The organism is Caballeronia sp. SEWSISQ10-4 2 (assembly GCF_030464885.1).
Taxonomy (GTDB): domain Bacteria; phylum Pseudomonadota; class Gammaproteobacteria; order Burkholderiales; family Burkholderiaceae; genus Caballeronia.
On the sequence record NZ_JALPRJ010000070.1, the window covers coordinates 1 to 18,868 of the forward strand.

Sequence of the window (18,868 nt, forward strand, 5' to 3'; positions counted from 1 at the left end):
GCAGTACTCTGCATATCGATCTCGTTCGCTCCGCGCTTCTTACTGCGACAAAACCCTTTCGGACACTCCTATCGTTGCCAGCAAAACCGTGACCGGCAAAACCGTTCGAGCCGAATTTTATTCCAGCAATGGTCGTTTGAGAATCTTGGTCGGAACCACGATTTGGATGGAATGGCTACCACCTCATTCCTGGTTCGTCATAGCATCTGCTTCTGGGCATAGCCGGTGGGGAACAAAACCTGACCAGACGGACCTCTTGCTACTCATCGACAACTTGATGGACGCGCTTTAAGGGGTGCAAGTTTTGTTCGCGGGTGGACTCGGTGGAATGTCGCCGAGCAATGCAATCAGCCGCGAAGTGGAACATTTCCCTGATGCGGCCAAGGACGTACCTCTACGCCGTTTCGGCTTACCAACACGCCAGCGGGACGCAGAGAACCGCGGACGGTGGCACGCAAGGGGCAGAGGCGTCGATCGGATCATATACGTATGCGGGAACGACCTTGCAAGAGATCGTTATCTTCGGGATCAGTCATCGATTCCGAGCGAACCACAGCACCATTTCGATGCTCAAACAGGTAGCGCGCGCTACCGCGAGTCTCTGACGGTACGTGCGAGTGATCGCCACGCTGTATATTTTCCGTACTGCTAAACAGGAATCAGCCGAGGCGCTGCTTGAAGGGGGCCGCATCCTTTACTTCAGCGCACGCCGGTCCAACAGACGCTTATCAAGTATCGCAGCGAGTAGTCTTATATCCGCAATGATCCCGCGCGATTCGACGCTGCGCGGCGGTACTGAGTTGGCGAGGTGCCACGAGCCGACTTGAAGGCGCGGCTAAACGAAAATTCCGACCGATAACCGACACGCGATGCGATCTCAATGAGTCGCAGATCGGTTTCCTCGAGCAACCGCGCGGCAACGCCCATCCGCCAGCGCGTCAGATAACTATGTGGCGGCTCACCCACCGAGGCGCTGAAGTTGCGGGCGAAAGCGGCTCGCGACAAACCAACTTCCTGTGCGAGTTCTTCTAGCGTCCACGCACGTTCGGGTGCCTCATGCATGCTCGCGAGAGCCCGTGCCATGTGCGGCGACCGCACGGCGGAAAACCAGTCGTTGGCTGCCGGAGAAGTAGTGTCGGCCCAATCGCGCATGAAGAAGACGAACAAAGATGAAAGCAGGTTGCGCACTACGATCTGATTGCCGAAGTTAGGCGTCTCCACTTCATTACGGAGCATGCGCAGTGTGTCGCTCAGCGGTGAACATCCGGGTTCCGTACCAGCGCGTAGCGACACGGCTTGTGGTAACGCCCGCAAGGCTGGAAGTGCCAGTTGCTGGTCCATGTCGAACTGACCACAGATCAGCGTAACAGCCTTTGGATTGCGATCGACGACGCCATCACGCTTAGCCAGGAACGCCTCCAAAGGAATCGCTTTTCCTCGCGGCGAATACGCCACTTCGTGCCCGCTGCCACGCGGAAACAAGACAAGTTCGCCAGCCCGCAATTCCAAGCTTTCCGTGCCGGGTTGCCGCACGAAGGCGCGTCCTTCCGCCACGAAATGGAACACCACTGCGTCGCGAGGTTCTACAGCGAAACCCCATGGGCCCGCCACGCGCGTGCGCACCAGAACCAAGCCGTCGGCGCGAACTGCTTTCAACCAATCGTTCAATGCGTGCATGACAGCATCTTAGCAAAATGAGACGAATTGCTATGTTATAGCGCACTTCGCGCATGGTCCATCTTCCGAAAGATTGCTCCAATGATGAGATGGACACATCAGGGGCCAAGTCATGACTAGAGATCTCATCCAACGCGCGCTCGACACCATCTACGACCAGGTCTTCAACCGGGGTCAAGGCGACCTGCTGCCAGGTCTCGTTTCCGGGTTATACATCCAACACAACCCGCTTTTCCCGAATGGGCTCGAGGCGATCATGGGTTATATCAAGCAGGCCGGGCGCATACCCTGCGAGGTCAAGCGCGTTGCCGTCGATGGCGATCTCGCCTTTGTGCATGTGCGCTATTTGGACTGGGGCGGTCGGGAAACCGCCGGAGTCGACATCTTCCGCTTCGATGCATACGGAAAAGTCGTCGAGCACTGGGACGTACTGCAGCCAGTCCCGGCCTCTTCTAACAACACCAACACAATGTTCTAAGGAGATCACATGCCTTCTTCATCACATGGTCCGGTCAGAGACGCCGACCTCGTCGCAACGCTGCCTGGTTTCAAGAACGCTTACGCCGAAGTCAACGGTATCCGCCTGCACTATGTGGAAGGTGGTACCGGCGAACCGTTGATTCTACTGCCGAGCTGGCCGCAGACCTGGTGGCAGTTCAGCCGTGTATTGCCGCGGCTCGCGGAACGCTATCGCGTGCTTGCAGTCGATTTTCGCGGCATGGGCAGCTCGGACAAACCCGACGATGGCTACGACAAGAAGACGATGGCGTCCGACATCCACGCCCTCGTGTCCCAGCTTGACCTAGGCACAGTGAATATCGCTGGCAACGATGTCGGCGCGATGGTGGCCTACAGTTTTGCCGCTAACCATCCAGAGGCTACGCGTAAGCTGGTGATGATGGACTCGCCCCATCCGTTCGCGGTATTCGAGCAGATTCCTCTGCTTCCAGCGCCGGGTACCTACGATCTGGAGAATCCAGCGCGCGCGGTACATCCGTGGTGGTTTGCTTTCAACCAGATTCCAGGATTGTCAGAACGAGTGTTCACGGGCCGCTACGGCATCGTGCAGGATTGGCTGTTCGACTACTTGGCAGCCGACAAGACAGCAATCACCGCGCACGACCGCGCGGTGTATACGGCAGCTTACGACAGCGCGGATGCGCTACGCGCAGCCAACAGCTGGTTCTCCTCCTTTGCAACTGACATCGCTGATGCTGGCGGCTATGCGCCGCTAACTATCCCGGTGCTCGGGCTAGGCGGCATCAGCTACGACTTCCTCGCCGCTTTCCTTGGCACGGCTGCCCCTGACGCGACAGTGTTAAAGCTACCCAATACCGGGCACTGGATCCCAGATGAGCAACCGGAAGAAACCGTGCGGCATCTCAATAAATTCTTCGGATAACAGCAGGGGTTCGACTATGTCCAAACAATTCCTCACCACCCGGATCAACAACGCGTACTGGCGTGTGGTGTTTTCTCATCCGCCGATGAATCTGATTGATCCCGATACCATCCTTGAATTTCAACAACTGGTTGGCGAGATCGAGACCGATGAGAACTTGCGCGTCGTCGTGTTCGAAAGTTCCGATCCTGACTACTTCTTCTCGCGCTATGACTTGGCGCGCGCGGCAGAAACGCCAACCGAACCTGGTCCCAGCGGCCTGCCCACTTGGATCGACATGACTACGCGTATCAGCCAGACGCCGGTGGTCAGCATTGCACTGATTCGCGGTCGCACTCGCGGTGGTGGTAGTGAGCTGGCCCTGGCGATGGACATGCGCTTTGCAAGCCTAGAGAAGGCGGTGTTCGGTCAACCCGAAGTTGCAGCCGGCGTGCTTCCCGGCGGTGGCGCGATCGAACGCTTGCCGCTGCTGACGGGGCGTGCGCGAGCCCTCGAAATCATCCTCGGCGCCGACGACTTCGACGCAAGAGCAGCTGAACACTATGGTTGGATCAATCGCGCACTGCCCGACGCCGCACTTGATGTTTTCGTCGACAACCTTGCACAACGCATCGCCTCGTTCGACCAACCCGCACTCCGTGAAGCCAAACGCCTGATCAATCGACGTTCGTTGCCCGCGGCGGCAGATCTATTGGAGACACAGAACGTCTTTCTAACAGCGGTCAGTTCCTGGCCTTCGCTGCGCGCACGTGGGCAACGCATACGCGAGCGGGCAGCCGGCCTTGGCCGCGAATTCGAGTTGCGGCTGGGGCACTTTCTAGGAAAAATTTGACACCCGTCCGTATTGGGGTTTGAGGCGCAGCGGAACAGTTACGCAAAAAAACCATAACCGTTCGTATGGAAAGTTCATCGTCATGGAAAGCAGGGACCGGTAGTAGCCAAAGAGGTAGGCCGCTCCGGCCGCAACCACCGTTCATGGTGAAACGCACCGCAACGACGCGATCAGCTTGTCCGTAGCGGAGAACCGCCCACGATTGAGTGACAGCGGCCGCACTGCTTCGATCTTTTCCGCGGGGAAAGCACGCTGTCCCCTCGCCGGCACGCTTTCGCAAGGCCCACATCAGAGATCTTCAGCGATTTCGCCAGCGCACTGATCGGACCGGCCCAGACAAGCTCTTAAAGTTGATGCCGCGTAAACGGATAGCCCATTGCCAGCTCCTTCTGACGTGACAGGGAGTCGTAATCTACACGTGGATCCGCTCGACCTCATCCAGGCTGATGTCATCGCGGCGCCGTTCATACAACTGGGTGGTGCGGGTCGACGCGTGATTGGCCATCGCCGCAGCGTTCTCGAGCGTGCCGCCGTTTTTGAGATACGCGGTGATCCCAGTCGCGCGAAACGTGTGGTTGCCAATTTTCGCGCCGATGCCAGCGGCCACCGCCCGGCGCCGCACCATCGCATAGGCATTCGCTTGCGGCAGCGGCGCGCCACTGAGCTGACCGGTGCCGCGCCGGATCGTGCAGAACAGCAGGCTCTTCGCGTCATCAGCGATGCCAGTGCCATCGAGATATGCGTACAGATACGCTTCGAGCGTGTGGTGACAGGGCATCTCGTGACGCTTGCCGCCTTTCTCCCGTAGCCGCACCCACAACCGCTTGTCCTGCGTATACACGTCCTCGACCCGCATCGCGAGCGCGGCACCCACTCGCGCGAACGAAAACACCATCAACGCGATCAGCGCCCGATCCCGGAGGCCAATGGGCGTGCTGACATCGATGCTGTCGAGCAGCTGCCGCATTTCTGCCGCAACCAGCACCGGCGTCTTGCCTTGGCGGGTCGTGTGGCTCGGCCCGCGCACTGACGCGGCCGGATTGTGCGGCACGACCTGGCCGGTGACGAGCCAGTCAAAGAGATGCCGGATCGCGGCCAGGTGCTGCTTGACCGTTGGCGCCGACAAGGTCTGCGTTTGCGACTCGATCCAGGTGGCCACGTGCAGCGGTTGTACGGCTGTGATGGATCCAACGCCCGCCTGCGCGCACCAGGCGAGAAACTCCCCCACAGCGTGCGCATACGCGCGGCGTGTGTTCGGGTTGCGAATGTTGGACGCGAAAAATTCGAGAAAACGTACGCTGGCCCGCTCGCCGGCCGCGGCGATGAGCGTCGGCGCCTGGATGTCGTTGGACGTGACGAGCAGGCTCATGGCCGCATCACCTTGTTCCACTCAACCTCGTGGCCAGCCGCCTGAAGTTCTTGCCCAAGTGTCAGTTTCCAACCATTGCCGGCGTCCATTGCCACCCAGACCACGCCGGCAAAGTCGCTGGGAATTTCGACCTCGCCACGCTTCAGCGCACACACATTGCCCCGACCAAGACGGCCCATGAAGTAGCCGAGTTCAAGCAGCACGTTCTGCCTCGCACGTGGTTCCGGTTGTCCGCCCTTCACACAGCCTTCGTCGTCTGGCGTCAGCAGTACGACCGCAAAGCCGACATCGTGATACGCCTCGATCTTCTCGATCACCGTGCGGTTCCGGCTCGCCTGCTCGTGCAAGATGATCGCCTCGAAGCCGATCTTTTCGAGGAAGCGGGCAACCGCTTCGCGCGCGCCGTCGTCGTGACCGTAGACAACGAACACACGCCGGGAAAGAGGCGCCGACGTCATGACCGGTTGCGACGCTGCATGATTGGCCTCCTCGAGGTCCTCGCGAAGCGCGCGCTGCGCGTCCTGCAGAAGTGCGGCGGAACGCTCGAAATTCTCCCGAGCTTCTTGACGCAAATTTAACTCGTTGCCGTAGCTTTTTTGCTGCACAGGTCTCAGCGCGGTCGCTGACTTGTAGCGTTGATACGCCGACGTGTCCTTGCCGAAGCATCGTTCGAGCGTGTCCGCGATCGCCGCCGACAGCGCGGTCAACTCAGGCATGGTTCCGTCCTTGAGAACTTGGAAGTCGAATGCCTTAAGCGCATCGATTCGCTCCTGCAGGCGAGCGATCCCACGTTCGATGTCCTGTTCCGACCTAGCTGATTTCATCGTTATCGTTGGAGAATGTGGTTGAGCGTCCTGGCCATCGCCTCGAGGAGAGCGGAGACGTATTGAGTCAAGCAATTCGTGCCCGGCTGGCGTTAGGCCCCCAAATTCAATCGAGCCCATGCGGCCACTGCCTGTCGAATGAATCAGGGAATCATCTTTGACCAGCCCCAATTGATAGAAGACATCTTCCGGGCTATGTCCGTCGATCTGGATCTCGGCGTCGCCCGCACGCAAACGGAATATGCCTGGTGGCAACGCCTCGAGCTTCAGCAACAACTCGCGGATCAAGTCCATGTCACGCTTCATCGTTGTTCTCCCCCGTCATCAGCCCTGCACGGCCAGCAGACCATCTGACGGCAGCGGTGAGGATGAGCGAACCGCAAGCGTGGCCTCAGACATGATCGGTCGCGGGCTTTTCGTGCCGTTCCGTGACCGCTATCGTCAGATTCAAAAGCCCGTACAGTTCGCCCGCACTGGTCGCCTCAACTTCAACGTCGCCCATTGTCAGGCGTAGCCTGCGCCCGGCTCGACCTTGCAACCAGGCGCCGGTCGCCGCGGTGAGCGTGGACCCGGCGACGGGCGTGCACGGGACCATGAACTCCCCAACGAAGCCATCACCCCCATCCGCGTGGTCAGTCGTGAAGGTGACCGCACCAATCTTGCCACCCTCGGCACGGGCGAGGCTATAGAACTGCCGCAGCTCGGCCTGGTATCCCGGACTGAAGGACGCCTCATCGTCGGGCGCGCGCACCAGGGTCAAACGCAGGGTGTCCGGGGTCGGCATGGCAGCTCCTGATATGTGTGATAAAGGACATTATCATATATATAGCTGTGCTCCCTGCTGTCTGTGCATAACAATTGATGGCAGATCACCGGTCCCCTTCGTCTATAAAGAAGAGAATGGAGGTAACCATGGCTGAATCACCTGCTCCTCCCGCAAAGCCCTCTGCTGAAGACAGCTCCACGCCGGTCGGGGCCCCCTCGTTCCTATCGGCCCTCAGGGCGCTTTATGAGACCACGAAGCTCTATATCGCCCTCCTCGGGTTGATCGCCGGGGTTCGAGTCGCGGCCAAGGCGCTTGATGAACAACTGAACATCCATGACCTGTGGATCTCCAGTGCGATCTGTCTGGTGTAGTCCTAGTCATCATTCACCATTAGTTCCGGCGCAAAATTCTCCTTCGAGAAAGCAAACGCAACGACCTCGAACCAAGTCGCCAGCGAATCTGCATTAACGGCGTTCGCGGTCCTTGCGCTCCCTTTTCTCCTCTGGCTTGATTCGTTGGGGGGGCTGTCTCAAGAAGCTTGAGGACCTGGATATGCCGAGGTAGCGTTTCCCCGGCAGGCTCACATACCAGCGGTGAGGTTTCAAAGGCTTCCTCCTGCGATGTTCCGCTGCAACACGGCACCCCGAGTCACATTCAACACATCGGCCGCCCGGCCGAAATGGCGAGTCTCGATGACTTCAGCGAATGTTTCCAGTTGGTGCCTATCAAAAACTCATATAGCAGATCTGCGGTCGGCTCGCGCTTTAGCGCCAGCAGCGCAAGTTGCGCTATATGAAGGGGTTTTGGGCCTACGCTCTGTTGAATCTACTCACGGCAGCTAGAACCGTTGGTTACCGCAATGGTGCTTGCCGGTGCTTTCCGCACGGGCGGCAGCAGCTTGTCCTCCGCGGTGGCACGAGTCTCACAGTGTATCCCGCCACCGGCAACTGACGAGCCCAGTGATGCGCACCTCCGCACGCCTCCATGCCGATGACAGCGTTTCGCGGCACTCGTTCTTGCAGGGCCTTCAACCAGTCGGCTCTCGGGAGCCTACGCCGCCAGACCGCTTCCCCGCTTCGATCTACACCGTGGATCTGAAAGACATCCTTCGCAAGGTCGACTCCAACGCGGATAAGGTTCATTTTGGGTTCCTCATTCAACGAAGCGTGAGCAATCCAGTGCGGCACTTTCTCGCCTACGGGGTGAGGAAGAGTCCATCTCATCTGGCGATGATCAAAACGCAGGGGCGACTCACCTGACAGAGCGCGGTGAACTACGGGCGGCGTGCACTTGTCGAGACCACCATGGGTTGCTATAGAGCGCTGATCGGCAGGCCCTTGCGCGCACGGGATCTGCCTGCGCGACAAACCGAGGCCGCCATCGGCGTGGCGGTACTCAACCGCATGTTGGCCGCTGCACGCCCGAACTCCGTTCGTTGTAAGGTGCAGCCCGCCTAGCCCATGAGGAAAGGGCAAATCTCCGCCCCGCTTTCCTCCATGCAACAACGCCACCGGCATACGTCGGGATACCCGACGTATGCCGGTGGCCGCCGCCTCTTTGCACTCGACATGAGATAGATCCTAGGCTCGCACAGGACGCGCTACGCCAGTTTGCGGCGAGACTCCATTCCAGAAGCGCGCATATTAATAGCTCAAATCGCTCGTTTTGCGCTGCGTGCCGCATCCCTATACTGACCCGTCGGACTGGCAAAGCCAATCCCGACTTAGAATTTCCGACTTCGGCTGTGTGGCCGGATCCGGCCCGATCCGTGCTCTTTAATAAGGAATGAAGGCATGCAGGTGGCTCAAGAATCAGCCGCGCAGTCGCGGCTTCATGCGGTATTGGCCGCGTTGCCGGCACTGGCAAAAACAATCGGCGAAGACGCCGCACAACGTGAAGCGCGACGTGAGTTGCCGTTCGACCGCTTTGGGCTATTTCGCGAATCGGGTCTTGGCCAGTTGCGTATTCCCGTCGAGTGGGGAGGCCTGGGCGGTTCGCTGGAAGATCTCTTTCATGTGGTCGCCACGCTCGCGGCCGAAGAGTCGAATGTCGCGCACGCATTACGGATTCACTACGACCTGACCGAGTCACTGTTACTGTCGACGCGCTCGGCATTCAACGATACGCAGATCGAGCGCGTGCGGGAAGGAGCGATCTTTGGCGGCGCGTCGACTGAACTCGGGACTTTACGGCCCGGTGAAATCGTCACTAAGCTCGTACGTGACGGCGAGCACTTTCGCGTGACGGGGAAGAAATACTATTCGACCGGCACTGCGTTTTCTGACTATGCGCGTATCAATGTGCAGGACGAAAATGACGAAAAGGTATCGATCGTCATTCCGGTCGCGCGCGAAGGTCTACGGGTGCTCGACGATTGGGACGGCATGGGTCAGCGCATGACCGCGAGCGGCAGTCTCGTGCTCGAGAACGTGCGGGTCTTCGCGCACGAGATTGCGGTGCGAGGTTATACGAGTCTCGCCGGCCGACACGGCAGCGCCGTACGGCAGTTGCATCTGGTCGCCGTGGCGGCCGGTATCGTGCGCAACATTCTCGCGGATGCGCGGCGGTACGTCACTCAGTATGGCCGGCCGGTGCTGCATAGCCCGGCGTCGTCGGCGCGCGAGGATGGCTTTGTGCAGCAGGTGGTCGGGGACCTCGCCGCGCACAGCCTGTCGATCGATGCGTTGGTGCAGCAGAACGCGCGTACGCTGGATCGGTCGGCGAATGCGATCCATAGCGGGGCGGTCAACGCGGAAGAGCTGGTGTTAGAGGGCGCGCTTGCCACCGCGAAGACGCAACTGGTGGTCAGCAAGCTGGCGCTGCATGCAGGCGAGCGTCTGTTCGAGATCGGCGGCGCGTCGGCCACCGCGCGCTCGCATAACTTCGATCGCCATTGGCGCAATCTGCGCACGATCTTCAGTCATAACCCGTTGCTGCATAAAGCACGGGTAATCGGCGATTACGAGTTGAACGGGGTGACCACGCATCTGACCGAAGGGCGCGTGTTCTGACGAATCGCTGCTTTTATTTCACGCGTTGTTCTACCACGAAGATCCATGAGCCGAGACCTACTTCTCTTGCTGGAACCGGGCTTCACAGATCCGAACCATCCCGGCGAGCGTTTCATCTGTCCGGATGGCGCGCCTATCGAAGGGCTGCTCGCCAGCGAACCGGCACTGAACGCACGCCTCGACATCCGCCGTCTGCCGTTCCCGCGTCCTCGTGTGGCCGTGATCGATGTGCTCGACGCCGAGCACCAGAGTCTACCGGTGCTGATTTTCGGCGACGAACGGCCAGCACCTGCAGATGCACAGAAACTTGGAGGCAAGCGCTTCGTGACCGATACTCGCCGGATACTTGACCTGCTTGCCGAGCGTCACGGTTTTCCCAAAGTGCATTGACGAAATAAGCGTGCGCGTACCGTGTACGGGACCCAGTTCGATACGGATGTCGACGACTTCATTGATGGGCGCTTGAGTACCGATCGGTTGGTCGTAGCGCCAACCTGACAGGATACATATGCAATCCTCAATTAATTCGTTCTTTTGTTTGCGCCGGATTGATATCTTGCGACCCATCCGATAGACATGGTGACGGCGTGCCAATGAGTGCGCCACACGCTTTCGCATGGGAGCACGCATGAACAATCGCAGGCGATTTCATTCTGGCCGTCGTGGCGCGCTGATGGCTTTGGCCGGTAGCGCGGCGGGTCTCGCGCTCGGTCCTTTCGCGTCATTGGTGCGCGCTTCGGTGGAGAGCAGCGCAGTGGCGCCCTCTCGTGGTGGCCGGTTGACGCTGCTGGTGAATCCGGAGCCGAACGTGCTGATCAATTTCGCGACCACGGCGGGCGCGGAACAGAAGATCAGCCCTAAAGTCACCGAAGGGCTGTTGAGCTATGACTTCAATGTCAAACCGCGCGCGCAACTCGCCAAAGCATGGTCGATAAGCGCTGACGGATTGCAATACACCTTCAAATTGCGCGAGGGCGTGCGCTGGCATGATGGCCAGCCGTTCACGTCGAAGGACGTGGCCGTGTCGATCGAGTTGCTGAAGCAGTACCATTCGCGTGGCCGCTCGACTTTTGCAAACGTTGTAGAAGTGCGCACGCCCGATGCACACACCGCATTGCTGCAGTTATCGAAGCCCGCGCCGTACCTGATCTATGCGCTAGCGGCATCCGAGTCGCCGATTGTGCCGGCACATCTCTACGGCAGCGGGGACCCGCTCAACAACCCGCACAACATCGACCCGGTGGGCACTGGCCCCTATCGCTTCAAGACCTGGGAGCGAGGCAGTCACGCGGTGTTCGTTCGTAACCCCGGCTACTGGGACGCACCGAAACCGTATATCGATGAACTGATCGTGCGTTTCATCGGTGATGCAGCGGCGCGCGCAGTCGCGCTCGAAACGGGTGAGCTCGATCTGGCCGGAGAAAATCCGGTGCCGCTGCTCGACATACAGCGGCTGCAGGCATTACCGCATCTCGCGCTGGAAACACGGGGCTACAGCTACAACGCCGCACAGACACAATTGCAGTTCAACCTCGACAACCGCTACCTGTCGAAGCAGAAGGTACGCGAGGCGATTGCGCACAGCATCGACCGCCAGGCGATCCTGCAATCGGTCTGGTACGGCTACGGGATCGTCGCGCCGTCGCCGATCAGTCCATTGCTGACACAGTTCTATGATCCGAGCGTGCCGACATGGCCGCACGATCTGGCCAAGGCGGAACGACTGCTTGATGAGGCGGGACTGCCGCGGCAGTTCAACAGTTTTCGTTTCCCGTTGACTATCGACTACAACCCCTACGACCCTACCTTCGCGCGGCTTGCCGAGTATTTACGGCAAACGTTGCGCCAGGTAGGTATCGAGTCGACAGTGCGTTCGCAGGATTTCGGCGCGTATGTGAAGCGGATTTATACCGATCGCGATTTCGATCTGGACGCAAACTTCCTTGGCAACACCTTCGATCCGACCGTAGGCGTGCAGCGGCTTTACTGGTCGCGCAACTTCAAGAAGGGCGTGCCGTTCTCGAATTCCTCGCACTATGACAACCCCGAGGTCGACCGCCTGCTCGAAGTGGCGGCGGTGGAAAATGATCCGCGCGCGCGGGTCGAATATTTCAGGCAGTTCCAGCAGGTGGTGGGGCGCGACTTGCCGATCCTCGACCTGATCACATTGAAGCAAGTGACCCTCTATAACAAACGCGTGCACAACCATACGGTCACCGCAGATGGTCTCGATGGAAACCTGGCCGACGTTTTCATCGCGTGATGGCGAGACTCTGATTAGCCTACCGCCTTTCATACACGTCGTGCTTTGCATATGCGTAACGATTGGTTCTGTTGTTGCCGCGGCGGCTTTATCGTGAGCGCTGCGGCAGCAGCATGGCCGGCGAAATCACTGTGACATTGCACACGGCCGCGCACGGCCGAACCGTTGGCGAAAGGAACCGAATCACATGGCAGGACTGAATCGACGCGAATTTCTGATCTCATCGGGTGCTGCGCTGGCAGCGGCCGGCATGCCGGCACTGGCGCTCGCGCAGGGCGAAGCGTCCGCACAGAAACGGGGCGGTACGCTCAACGTGCTGATCAATCCCGAGCCGCCCGTACTCGTGTCGATCTTTCAGACAACCGGACCCGCGCTCGTCGCCAGTTCGAAAGTGCTTGAAGGGCTATTGGCCTATGACTTCGATCTGCGGCCGAAACCGCAATTGGCCACCGCGTGGACCGTCAGTCCGGATGGGCTGAAATACACATTCACGCTGCGCCAGAACGTCAAGTGGCACGACGGCCAGCCGTTCACCTCCGCCGACGTCGCGTTCTCGATCGACTTGCTCAAAGCGGTGCACCCGCGTGGCCGCAGCACGTTCGCCAATGTGACGCGCGTCGCCACGCCGGATGCACAGACCGCGGTCATCGAATTGTCGAAGCCGGCGCCTTATCTGTTGAAGGCGCTGTCCGCCGGAGAATCGCCGATCGTGCCGAAGCATCTTTACGTATCCGGCGACCCGCTGAGCAACCCGCACAACAATGCGCCGGTCGGCACGGGCCCATACCGCTTCAAGTCATGGACGCGCGGCGCCAACATTGTCTATGAACGCAATCCGGATTACTGGGACGCGGGCAAACCCTACATCGACGGCCTCGTCTTCAAGGTGATTCCCGACGCCGCCGCCCGCTCCGCGGCGTTCGAAACCGGTGCACTCGATCTGGGCGGCGAAAACCCGGTGCCGCTCACCGATCTGCCGCGCCTCACACAACTGCCGCAGCTGGCGGTCGAAACGCGCGGTTACCGCTTTCTCGAACCTTTATCGGAGATCGACTTCAATCTCGATCATCCGATCCTCAAGGATTTGCGGGTGCGCCAGGCGATTGCTCACGCGATCAATCCGCAAGTCGTGCAACGCACGATTGCGTATGGCTACGCCGATCTGTCGCCGACGCCGATCACGCCCGGATCGCCTTATCACGATGCAAAGCTCGCGCCGTACGCGTTCGATATCGGCAACGCGGAGAAACTGCTCGACGCGGCCGGCTATCCGCGCAAGAACGGTGGCGTGCGCTTCGGCCTGACTCACGATTTCCTGCCGTACGGCGACCTGTACCGCCGTCAGGCCGACTACGTGAAGTCTGCGTTGGCGCGTGTCGGCATCGACGTCACGGTGCGCTCGCAGGATTTGCCGGCGTTCCTGAAGCGCGTGTACGCCGATCGCCAGTTCGATTTCACGAGCATCGGCGTCAATACGCTGTTCGATCCGAGCGTGGGTGTGCAGCGTCTCTATTGGTCGAAGAACATTCGCTCCGGCGTGCCGTTTTCCAATGCACCGCATTACAGCAACCCCGAAGTAGACCGGCTGCTGGAATCCGCGGCGATCGAAACCGACGAAAGCAAACGCGTCGCGCTCTATCAGCAGTTCCAGCAGATCGTGTATCGCGACCTACCCATTCTCAATCTTGTCGCGCCGCAGATGATCACGCTGGCGAACCGGCGCGTGCATAACCACACGGTGTCAGCGCAGGGACTCGAAGGCAATCTCGCCGATGTCTACCTGAGCGCCTGATAGGAGAGCGACGATGACCCGACGTTTGCGTTTCGGTGCGATTGCACGGCGCACTGCATGGCAGGCGTTGCCGACGGCGGTCGGTATCGTGATCCTGAACTTCTTCCTGCTGAAACTGATGCCGGGCGATGCCGCCGACGTGCTCGCCGGCGAATCCGGCTCGGCGACCGCGGAAACGATGCAGGTCCTGCGCGCGAAGTTCGGCCTCGATCAGCCTGTGCTGCATCAGTTATGGTCGTATCTGACTCATTTGTCGCACTTCAGTCTGGGCTATTCGCCGCGCTATGACATGCCGGTGATGCAGCTGATCCTCTCGCGCTTGCCGAATACGCTGCTGCTGATGGGTGTCGCGATGTCGTTCGCGATCGTGGCGGGTGTCGTACTCGGCGCGGTGATGGCGCATTGGGCCGGCAAGTGGCCGGACCGCGTGCTGTCGGTGCTGGCGCTGCTGTTCTATTCCACACCGGGCTTCTGGATCGGTCTGCTCGCCATCGTGCTGTTCTCCGTGCGGCTCGGCTGGCTGCCCAGCGGCGGCAACGTCACGCTCGGCGTGCAACTGCACGGCTTCGCTTATTTAGCCGACGCAGCCAGGCACGTGCTGCTGCCTGCCGCGACGCTGGCGACTTTCTTCGTTGCGATTTATGCGCGGCTTACGCGCGCCGCGATGCTGGAAGTGCAGCGCCAGGATTTCGTACGGACCGCTCAGGCCAAGGGGCTGCATCCGTGGCGTGTGACGGTACGGCACGTACTGCGCAACGCACTGATGCCGCTGACGACGATCATCGGCATCCATTTCGGCACGCTGCTCGGCGGTGCCGCGGTGACCGAAACGGTGTTCAGCTGGCCGGGGCTTGGACGGCTCGCGCTCGACGCCGTGATGGCGCGTGACTTCAGCGTGCTGCTAGGGGTGCTGTTGCTGTCGTCGGTGCTCGTGATCGTAGCCAACGTTCTGGTCGACTTGCTGCAGGCGTGGCTCGATCCACGCGTAGCGTGACCTGTGGCCCTTGACCTGTTTTTTCTCAGAGGGATGAAATGGCTTCCGACTCTTCCAATCTGATTTCCGCCACACCGGAGCCTGCCGCCTCGCCATGGCGACGGCAACTGGCCGGTGCGCTGTTCGGGCAGCGCCGTGCAACCCACGTTGCGGCGTCGGGCACGCGGGGCGCGGGGCGTGCGTTATTGCGTAATCCATCGGCGCTGGCCGGGCTAGGGCTGCTCGCGGTATTCATCGCGCTCGCGCTGTGCGCAGGCCATTTGTTTCCCGGAGATCCCCTTGACATGGTGGCTGCGCCCTTTGAATGGCCGGGCGCCGATCCGCAATACTGGCTCGGCACCGATTCGCTTGGGCGCGATGTGGCAGCCGGCATCGCACACGGCACGCGGGTGTCGTTGCTGATCGGCGCCTCATCGGCGGCGATCGGACTCGTAATCGGCACGCTGGTCGGCGCGACCGGCGGGTTTTTCGGCGGTGTGGTCGACGATCTTCTGGTGCGCGTGACCGAGCTTTTTCAAACCGTGCCGTCATTTCTGTTGGTGATCGTGATCGTCGCGATCGGCCGGCCGAGCGTGACGATCATCGCGCTGGCGATCGGCATCGCGTCGTGGCCGACTGTCGCGCGGATCGTGCGCGCTGAATTTCGCACGCTGCGCCAGTCGGACTTCGTGCTCGCCGCGCGCAGCCATGGGTTCAGCAACGCGCGCATCATCTTCGGCGAGATTCTGCCGAATGCGTTGCCGCCGGTGATCGTGACCGCGTCGGTGATGGTGGCGAGCGCGATCCTGATCGAATCGTCGCTGTCGTTTCTCGGCATGGGAGACCCGAACGTCGTCAGTTGGGGCGGCATGATCGGCTCCGGCCGAGACGCCTTGCGCACGGCGTGGTATCTGACCGCGATTCCCGGCGCCGCAATCGTGCTGGCGGTGCTGGCGCTCAACCTGCTCGGCGACGGTCTGAACGACGCGCTGAATCCGCGCCTGCGCGAGCGCATCTGACAACGTACCTGAGGATGCATTGTGCCAAACCTGCTTGAAGTACGCGACTTGCGCGTGAGTTTCGGCGCGCATGAGGCGGTATGCGGCTTGAACTTTGAGATCGCGCAGGGGGAGACGCTGGCGCTCGTCGGCGAATCGGGCTGCGGCAAGTCGGCGACCGCGCTTTCGCTGATGCGACTCGTGCCCACGCCGGGACGCGTAACAGGGAGTCTGCGCTTCGACGGCCATGAGTTGCTGGAACTGCCGGCACGGGAGATTCGCGCGATCCGTGGCCGGCAGATCTCGATGATCTTCCAGGAACCGATGACATCGCTCAATCCGGTGCTGTCGATTGGTGCGCAGATCGTCGAGACCTTGCGGCAGCATGAGCGGCTGTCCAAAGCGGCGGCGTGGAAGCGCGCAGTCGAACTGCTGGAACTGGTGCAGATTCCAGAACCGCAGCGGCGCGTGTTCGACTATCCGCACGAGCTGTCGGGCGGTCAACGGCAGCGCGTGATGATCGCGATGGCAGTGGCCTGCCGCCCGCGTCTGTTGATTGCGGACGAACCGACCACGGCGCTCGACGTGACGATCCAGGCGCACATTCTCGAACTGCTGGATGGTTTGCGACGCGAACTGTCGATGTCGCTGCTGCTGATCACGCACGACCTCGGCATCGTCGCCAAACATGCGGATCGTGTCGCGGTGATGCTGGCTGGCGAGAAGGTCGAAGAAGCGCCGGTCGCGCAACTCTTCACGCAACCGAGGCATCCGTACACACGGGGTCTGCTCGGCGCGTCGCTGAATCTCGCGGACGATCTGCACTATCGCGGCTGGAAGTTGCCGGAAATCCGCCACGGTGTCGCCGACGACGGCAAGCCGAGCTTCGCAGTCGTGCCGCGTGCGCCGCGTACAGGTCAGTATGTCGCGGATGCAGTGCCGGGCGTTGCGGCAGCCAACGAAGCGCCACTGCTCGCGCTGCATGACGTGCAGATCGATTATCCGCAGCGTCATGGCAAGACGACGCTGCGTGCTGTCGATGGCGTGTCGCTGCAAATCGCGCGCGGCGAGACAGTCGGCCTCGTCGGTGAATCCGGTTGCGGCAAGTCGACGCTATCGAAGGCGATCTTGCGGCTCCTGCCGGCCGCGGGCGGACAGATCCGTTTGCGTGGTACCGATCTGGTGCCGCTGCGCGAGCGCGAACTACGACCGCTGCGCCGCCACGTGCAAATGGTGTTTCAGGATCCGTATGCATCGCTCAATCCGCGCCGCACGGTGGCAGAGATTCTGAATACGGTACTGGTGGTCAACGGCGTCGGCGATGCTCAACAACGCCGTACACGTATCGCCGCTATCCTCGACCGGGTCGGTCTGCCCAGTTCCGCGCTTGGCCGCTTTCCGCACGAGTTTTCAGGTGGGCAACGGCAACGTATCGGCATTGCCCGAGCGCTTGTGCTCGAACCGGATCTGCTGATCTGCGACGAACCAGTGTCCGCGCTCGACGTGTCGATTCAGGCGCAGATACTGAATCTGCTGGTCGATCTGAAGCGCGATCTGGGGCTCGCGTATCTGTTCATCTCGCACGATCTTTCGGTGGTGCGCTACATTGCCGATCGTGTGCACGTGATGCAAGCCGGGCGTATTGTCGAGAGCGGCCATCATCGCGACATCTGGCGCGATCCGCAGCATGTCTACACGCGCACGCTACTCGATGCGATTCCCGGCAAGACCTTCAATGTGCAGGCTGCATAGTCCATACAAGTGGATCAGGCCGCGTCGGCGCGGTGCGCGGCTGACGCTGCGCAGTGCCGTACGTCCGGCGTCGCCCGGCAGCAAATGGGTTGCGCCGGTCGAACGTCATGGTACGTCATGGTTATTGCCGCTGAACGACATCGAGCCCATCCTGGGACGCGCCATGGTGCGCAAGCCGTCCAAAGAACGGATGGCCCGGATCGTTGAATCCGGGCGTCGACGGATGGCCGCTCGCAACAAGCGAATCGACGAACGCTTCATCCTCTGCGCTCAGTCGGTAGCGCAGAGCCGGCAGGTAGTCGTTCCATTGCGCTTCGGTGCGCGGACCCGCGATCGTCGAACTGATGTAGCGGCTATTGAGCACCCACGCAAGCGCAAATTGCCCTGCGGACAGGCCGCGTGCTTCAGCATGCTCGCGCACGCGCCGCGCCAGTTCGAGCGATTCCGGACGCCATTCCGTTTGCTGCAGGCGCCGGTCGCTGCGGCCTGCGCGGGTGTCGGCGGCGGGCGTCGCGCCCGGCTCGTACTTGCCGGTCAGCACACCGCGCGCGAGCGGGCTATACGAAATCACGCCGAGCCCATAGCGGTGCGCGGCAGTCAGCTGTTCGGCCTCGGCCTGGCGATTGGCGATGTTGTAGAGCGGTTGGCTCGCCACCGGCGCATCGAGCCCGAGCGCCTGAGCCGTATGGCTGAACTCGGCGATTTTCCACCCGCGATGGTTCGACAGTCCGTAGTAGCGCAGCTTGCCCGCCTTGATCAGGTCGTTCAGCGCGCGCACCGTTTCTTCGACCGGCGTTTCGTGGTCTTCGCGATGGATGTAGAGCAGATCGATGTAGTCGGTGTTCAGGCGTTTCAGGCTCGCGTCGACCGCGTGCACGATGTGTTTGCGCGACGCACCGCTCGCATTGACGTCGCCGTCGCGCAGCGGATTGGCGAACTTGGTCGCAAGCACCCAGCGTTCGCGCTGTGCGGCGATGCTGCGCCCGACCACGCGCTCCGATTCGCCTTTGACGTAGACGTCGGCGGTGTCGATCGAATTGACGCCTTGCTCGTGGGCCTGGTCGATGATGCGGGCCGCGGTGGTTTCGTCGGTCGGGCCGCCGAACATCATTGTCCCGAGCGTCAGCGTCGAGACCTTGATGCCGCTGCGGCCGAGTTGTCTGTATTCCATGTGAGTGAGGGTCCGTGAGGTTGGGAGTCGGCGAATGA

The 18,868-nt window shown here is 60.9% G+C and carries 18 protein-coding genes and 3 pseudogenes; 13 read left to right on the top strand and 8 right to left on the bottom strand.

Annotation, left to right across the window (positions count from 1 at the left end; translation table 11 throughout):
* On the top strand, positions 1–292 hold a 292-nt coding region (locus M0D69_RS33470), incomplete at its 5' end, for a hypothetical protein (protein WP_301786122.1).
* 91 nt (positions 293–383) lie between these two features.
* Positions 384–542: pseudogene (locus tag M0D69_RS33475) on the top strand (porin); the annotation flags it as partial.
* 208 nt (positions 543–750) lie between these two features.
* Here M0D69_RS33475 and M0D69_RS33480 read toward each other — a convergent pair.
* On the bottom strand, positions 751–1,677 hold the full coding sequence (locus M0D69_RS33480) for an AraC family transcriptional regulator (protein ID WP_301786123.1): 927 nt from the start codon (positions 1,675–1,677) through the stop codon (positions 751–753).
* Between the two features lie 112 nt (positions 1,678–1,789).
* Here M0D69_RS33480 and M0D69_RS33485 point away from each other — a divergent pair, with 112 nt between their 5' ends.
* Genes M0D69_RS33485 through M0D69_RS33495 form a run of 3 tightly spaced genes read left to right on the top strand, consistent with a single transcriptional unit; the run spans position 1,790 to position 3,911 of the window.
* Complete coding sequence (locus M0D69_RS33485; protein ID WP_301786124.1) at positions 1,790–2,155, top strand: nuclear transport factor 2 family protein; 366 nt, start codon at positions 1,790–1,792, stop codon at positions 2,153–2,155.
* Between the two features lie 9 nt (positions 2,156–2,164).
* Entirely contained in the window at positions 2,165–3,079 is a 915-nt protein-coding gene (locus M0D69_RS33490) for an alpha/beta fold hydrolase (protein ID WP_301786125.1), read from the top strand.
* A 16-nt stretch (positions 3,080–3,095) separates the two neighbouring features.
* Positions 3,096–3,911, top strand: a complete 816-nt coding sequence (locus M0D69_RS33495) for an enoyl-CoA hydratase/isomerase family protein (protein ID WP_301786126.1) — start codon at positions 3,096–3,098, stop codon at positions 3,909–3,911.
* A 412-nt stretch (positions 3,912–4,323) separates the two neighbouring features.
* On the opposite strand, the gene M0D69_RS33500 is transcribed toward M0D69_RS33495, so the two are convergent.
* The 4 genes and pseudogenes from M0D69_RS33500 to M0D69_RS33515 form a co-directional block, all read right to left on the bottom strand.
* Positions 4,324–5,280 carry a tyrosine-type recombinase/integrase gene (locus M0D69_RS33500; RefSeq protein WP_301786158.1) on the bottom strand — a complete coding sequence of 319 codons (957 nt, stop codon included), beginning with the start codon at positions 5,278–5,280 and terminating at the stop codon, positions 4,324–4,326.
* Positions 5,277–6,104 carry a nucleotide-binding protein gene (locus M0D69_RS33505; protein WP_301786159.1) on the bottom strand — a complete coding sequence of 276 codons (828 nt, stop codon included), beginning with the start codon at positions 6,102–6,104 and terminating at the stop codon, positions 5,277–5,279. The genes M0D69_RS33500 and M0D69_RS33505 overlap by 4 nt, the downstream gene beginning before the upstream one ends.
* Positions 6,105–6,221: 117 nt before the next feature.
* A pseudogene (locus M0D69_RS33510) lies at positions 6,222–6,410 on the bottom strand (DUF2513 domain-containing protein); the annotation flags it as partial.
* Positions 6,411–6,495: 85 nt separating this feature from the next.
* The gene (locus tag M0D69_RS33515) at positions 6,496–6,888 is read right to left on the bottom strand and encodes a hypothetical protein (RefSeq protein ID WP_301786127.1); all 393 of its coding nucleotides are present in this window, start codon (positions 6,886–6,888) and stop codon (positions 6,496–6,498) included.
* A 128-nt stretch (positions 6,889–7,016) separates the two neighbouring features.
* Here M0D69_RS33515 and M0D69_RS33520 point away from each other — a divergent pair, with 128 nt between their 5' ends.
* Positions 7,017–7,241 carry a hypothetical protein gene (locus tag M0D69_RS33520; RefSeq protein WP_301786128.1) on the top strand — a complete coding sequence of 75 codons (225 nt, stop codon included), beginning with the start codon at positions 7,017–7,019 and terminating at the stop codon, positions 7,239–7,241.
* Positions 7,242–7,471: 230 nt separating this feature from the next.
* On the opposite strand, the gene M0D69_RS43915 is transcribed toward M0D69_RS33520, so the two are convergent.
* Entirely contained in the window at positions 7,472–7,585 is a 114-nt protein-coding gene (locus tag M0D69_RS43915) for a LysR family transcriptional regulator (protein ID WP_367619796.1), read from the bottom strand.
* Between the two features lie 193 nt (positions 7,586–7,778).
* Positions 7,779–8,012, bottom strand: a pseudogene (locus tag M0D69_RS33530) (IS110 family transposase); the annotation flags it as partial.
* Between the two features lie 651 nt (positions 8,013–8,663).
* Between M0D69_RS33530 and M0D69_RS33535 the strand changes: the two are divergent.
* The 7 genes from M0D69_RS33535 to M0D69_RS33565 all read left to right on the top strand — a co-directional run bounded on the left by M0D69_RS33535 (position 8,664) and on the right by M0D69_RS33565 (position 17,659).
* Positions 8,664–9,881, top strand: coding sequence for an acyl-CoA dehydrogenase family protein (locus M0D69_RS33535; protein WP_301786129.1), 1,218 nt, complete (start codon positions 8,664–8,666; stop codon positions 9,879–9,881).
* A gap of 45 nt (positions 9,882–9,926) precedes the next feature.
* Positions 9,927–10,271, top strand: a complete 345-nt coding sequence (locus M0D69_RS33540) for a DUF3088 domain-containing protein (RefSeq protein ID WP_301786130.1) — start codon at positions 9,927–9,929, stop codon at positions 10,269–10,271.
* A 238-nt stretch (positions 10,272–10,509) separates the two neighbouring features.
* Positions 10,510–12,144, top strand: coding sequence for an ABC transporter substrate-binding protein (locus M0D69_RS33545; RefSeq protein ID WP_301786131.1), 1,635 nt, complete (start codon positions 10,510–10,512; stop codon positions 12,142–12,144).
* A gap of 187 nt (positions 12,145–12,331) precedes the next feature.
* A complete protein-coding gene (locus M0D69_RS33550) occupies positions 12,332–13,936 on the top strand; it encodes an ABC transporter substrate-binding protein (protein WP_301786132.1) in 1,605 nt (534 codons plus the stop codon).
* Positions 13,937–13,949: 13 nt separating this feature from the next.
* On the top strand, positions 13,950–14,930 hold the full coding sequence (locus M0D69_RS33555; protein ID WP_301786133.1) for an ABC transporter permease: 981 nt from the start codon (positions 13,950–13,952) through the stop codon (positions 14,928–14,930).
* A 38-nt stretch (positions 14,931–14,968) separates the two neighbouring features.
* The gene (locus M0D69_RS33560; protein WP_301786134.1) at positions 14,969–15,928 is read left to right on the top strand and encodes an ABC transporter permease; all 960 of its coding nucleotides are present in this window, start codon (positions 14,969–14,971) and stop codon (positions 15,926–15,928) included.
* Between the two features lie 21 nt (positions 15,929–15,949).
* Entirely contained in the window at positions 15,950–17,659 is a 1,710-nt protein-coding gene (locus tag M0D69_RS33565) for an ABC transporter ATP-binding protein (protein WP_301786135.1), read from the top strand.
* A gap of 121 nt (positions 17,660–17,780) precedes the next feature.
* On the opposite strand, the gene M0D69_RS33570 is transcribed toward M0D69_RS33565, so the two are convergent.
* The gene (locus M0D69_RS33570; RefSeq protein WP_301786136.1) at positions 17,781–18,830 is read right to left on the bottom strand and encodes an aldo/keto reductase; all 1,050 of its coding nucleotides are present in this window, start codon (positions 18,828–18,830) and stop codon (positions 17,781–17,783) included.
* Between the last annotated feature and the right edge of the window lie 38 nt (positions 18,831–18,868).

Bases quoted from the DNA above. Each gene is read 5' to 3' on its own strand.
- M0D69_RS33540 (WP_301786130.1), top strand. From the start codon at position 9,927: ATGAGCCGAGACCTACTTCTCTTGCTGGAACCGGGCTTCACAGATCCG.
- M0D69_RS33495 (WP_301786126.1), top strand. From the start codon at position 3,096: ATGTCCAAACAATTCCTCACCACCCGGATCAACAACGCGTACTGGCGT.
- M0D69_RS33520 (WP_301786128.1), top strand. From the start codon at position 7,017: ATGGCTGAATCACCTGCTCCTCCCGCAAAGCCCTCTGCTGAAGACAGC.
- M0D69_RS33545 (WP_301786131.1), top strand. From the start codon at position 10,510: ATGAACAATCGCAGGCGATTTCATTCTGGCCGTCGTGGCGCGCTGATG.
- M0D69_RS33570 (WP_301786136.1), bottom strand. From the start codon at position 18,830: ATGGAATACAGACAACTCGGCCGCAGCGGCATCAAGGTCTCGACGCTG.
- M0D69_RS33480 (WP_301786123.1), bottom strand. From the start codon at position 1,677: ATGCACGCATTGAACGATTGGTTGAAAGCAGTTCGCGCCGACGGCTTG.
- M0D69_RS33490 (WP_301786125.1), top strand. From the start codon at position 2,165: ATGCCTTCTTCATCACATGGTCCGGTCAGAGACGCCGACCTCGTCGCA.
- M0D69_RS33505 (WP_301786159.1), bottom strand. From the start codon at position 6,104: ATGAAATCAGCTAGGTCGGAACAGGACATCGAACGTGGGATCGCTCGC.
- M0D69_RS33515 (WP_301786127.1), bottom strand. From the start codon at position 6,888: ATGCCGACCCCGGACACCCTGCGTTTGACCCTGGTGCGCGCGCCCGAC.
- M0D69_RS33485 (WP_301786124.1), top strand. From the start codon at position 1,790: ATGACTAGAGATCTCATCCAACGCGCGCTCGACACCATCTACGACCAG.
- M0D69_RS33535 (WP_301786129.1), top strand. From the start codon at position 8,664: ATGCAGGTGGCTCAAGAATCAGCCGCGCAGTCGCGGCTTCATGCGGTA.
- M0D69_RS33550 (WP_301786132.1), top strand. From the start codon at position 12,332: ATGGCAGGACTGAATCGACGCGAATTTCTGATCTCATCGGGTGCTGCG.
- M0D69_RS33560 (WP_301786134.1), top strand. From the start codon at position 14,969: ATGGCTTCCGACTCTTCCAATCTGATTTCCGCCACACCGGAGCCTGCC.
- M0D69_RS33500 (WP_301786158.1), bottom strand. From the start codon at position 5,280: ATGAGCCTGCTCGTCACGTCCAACGACATCCAGGCGCCGACGCTCATC.
- M0D69_RS33555 (WP_301786133.1), top strand. From the start codon at position 13,950: ATGACCCGACGTTTGCGTTTCGGTGCGATTGCACGGCGCACTGCATGG.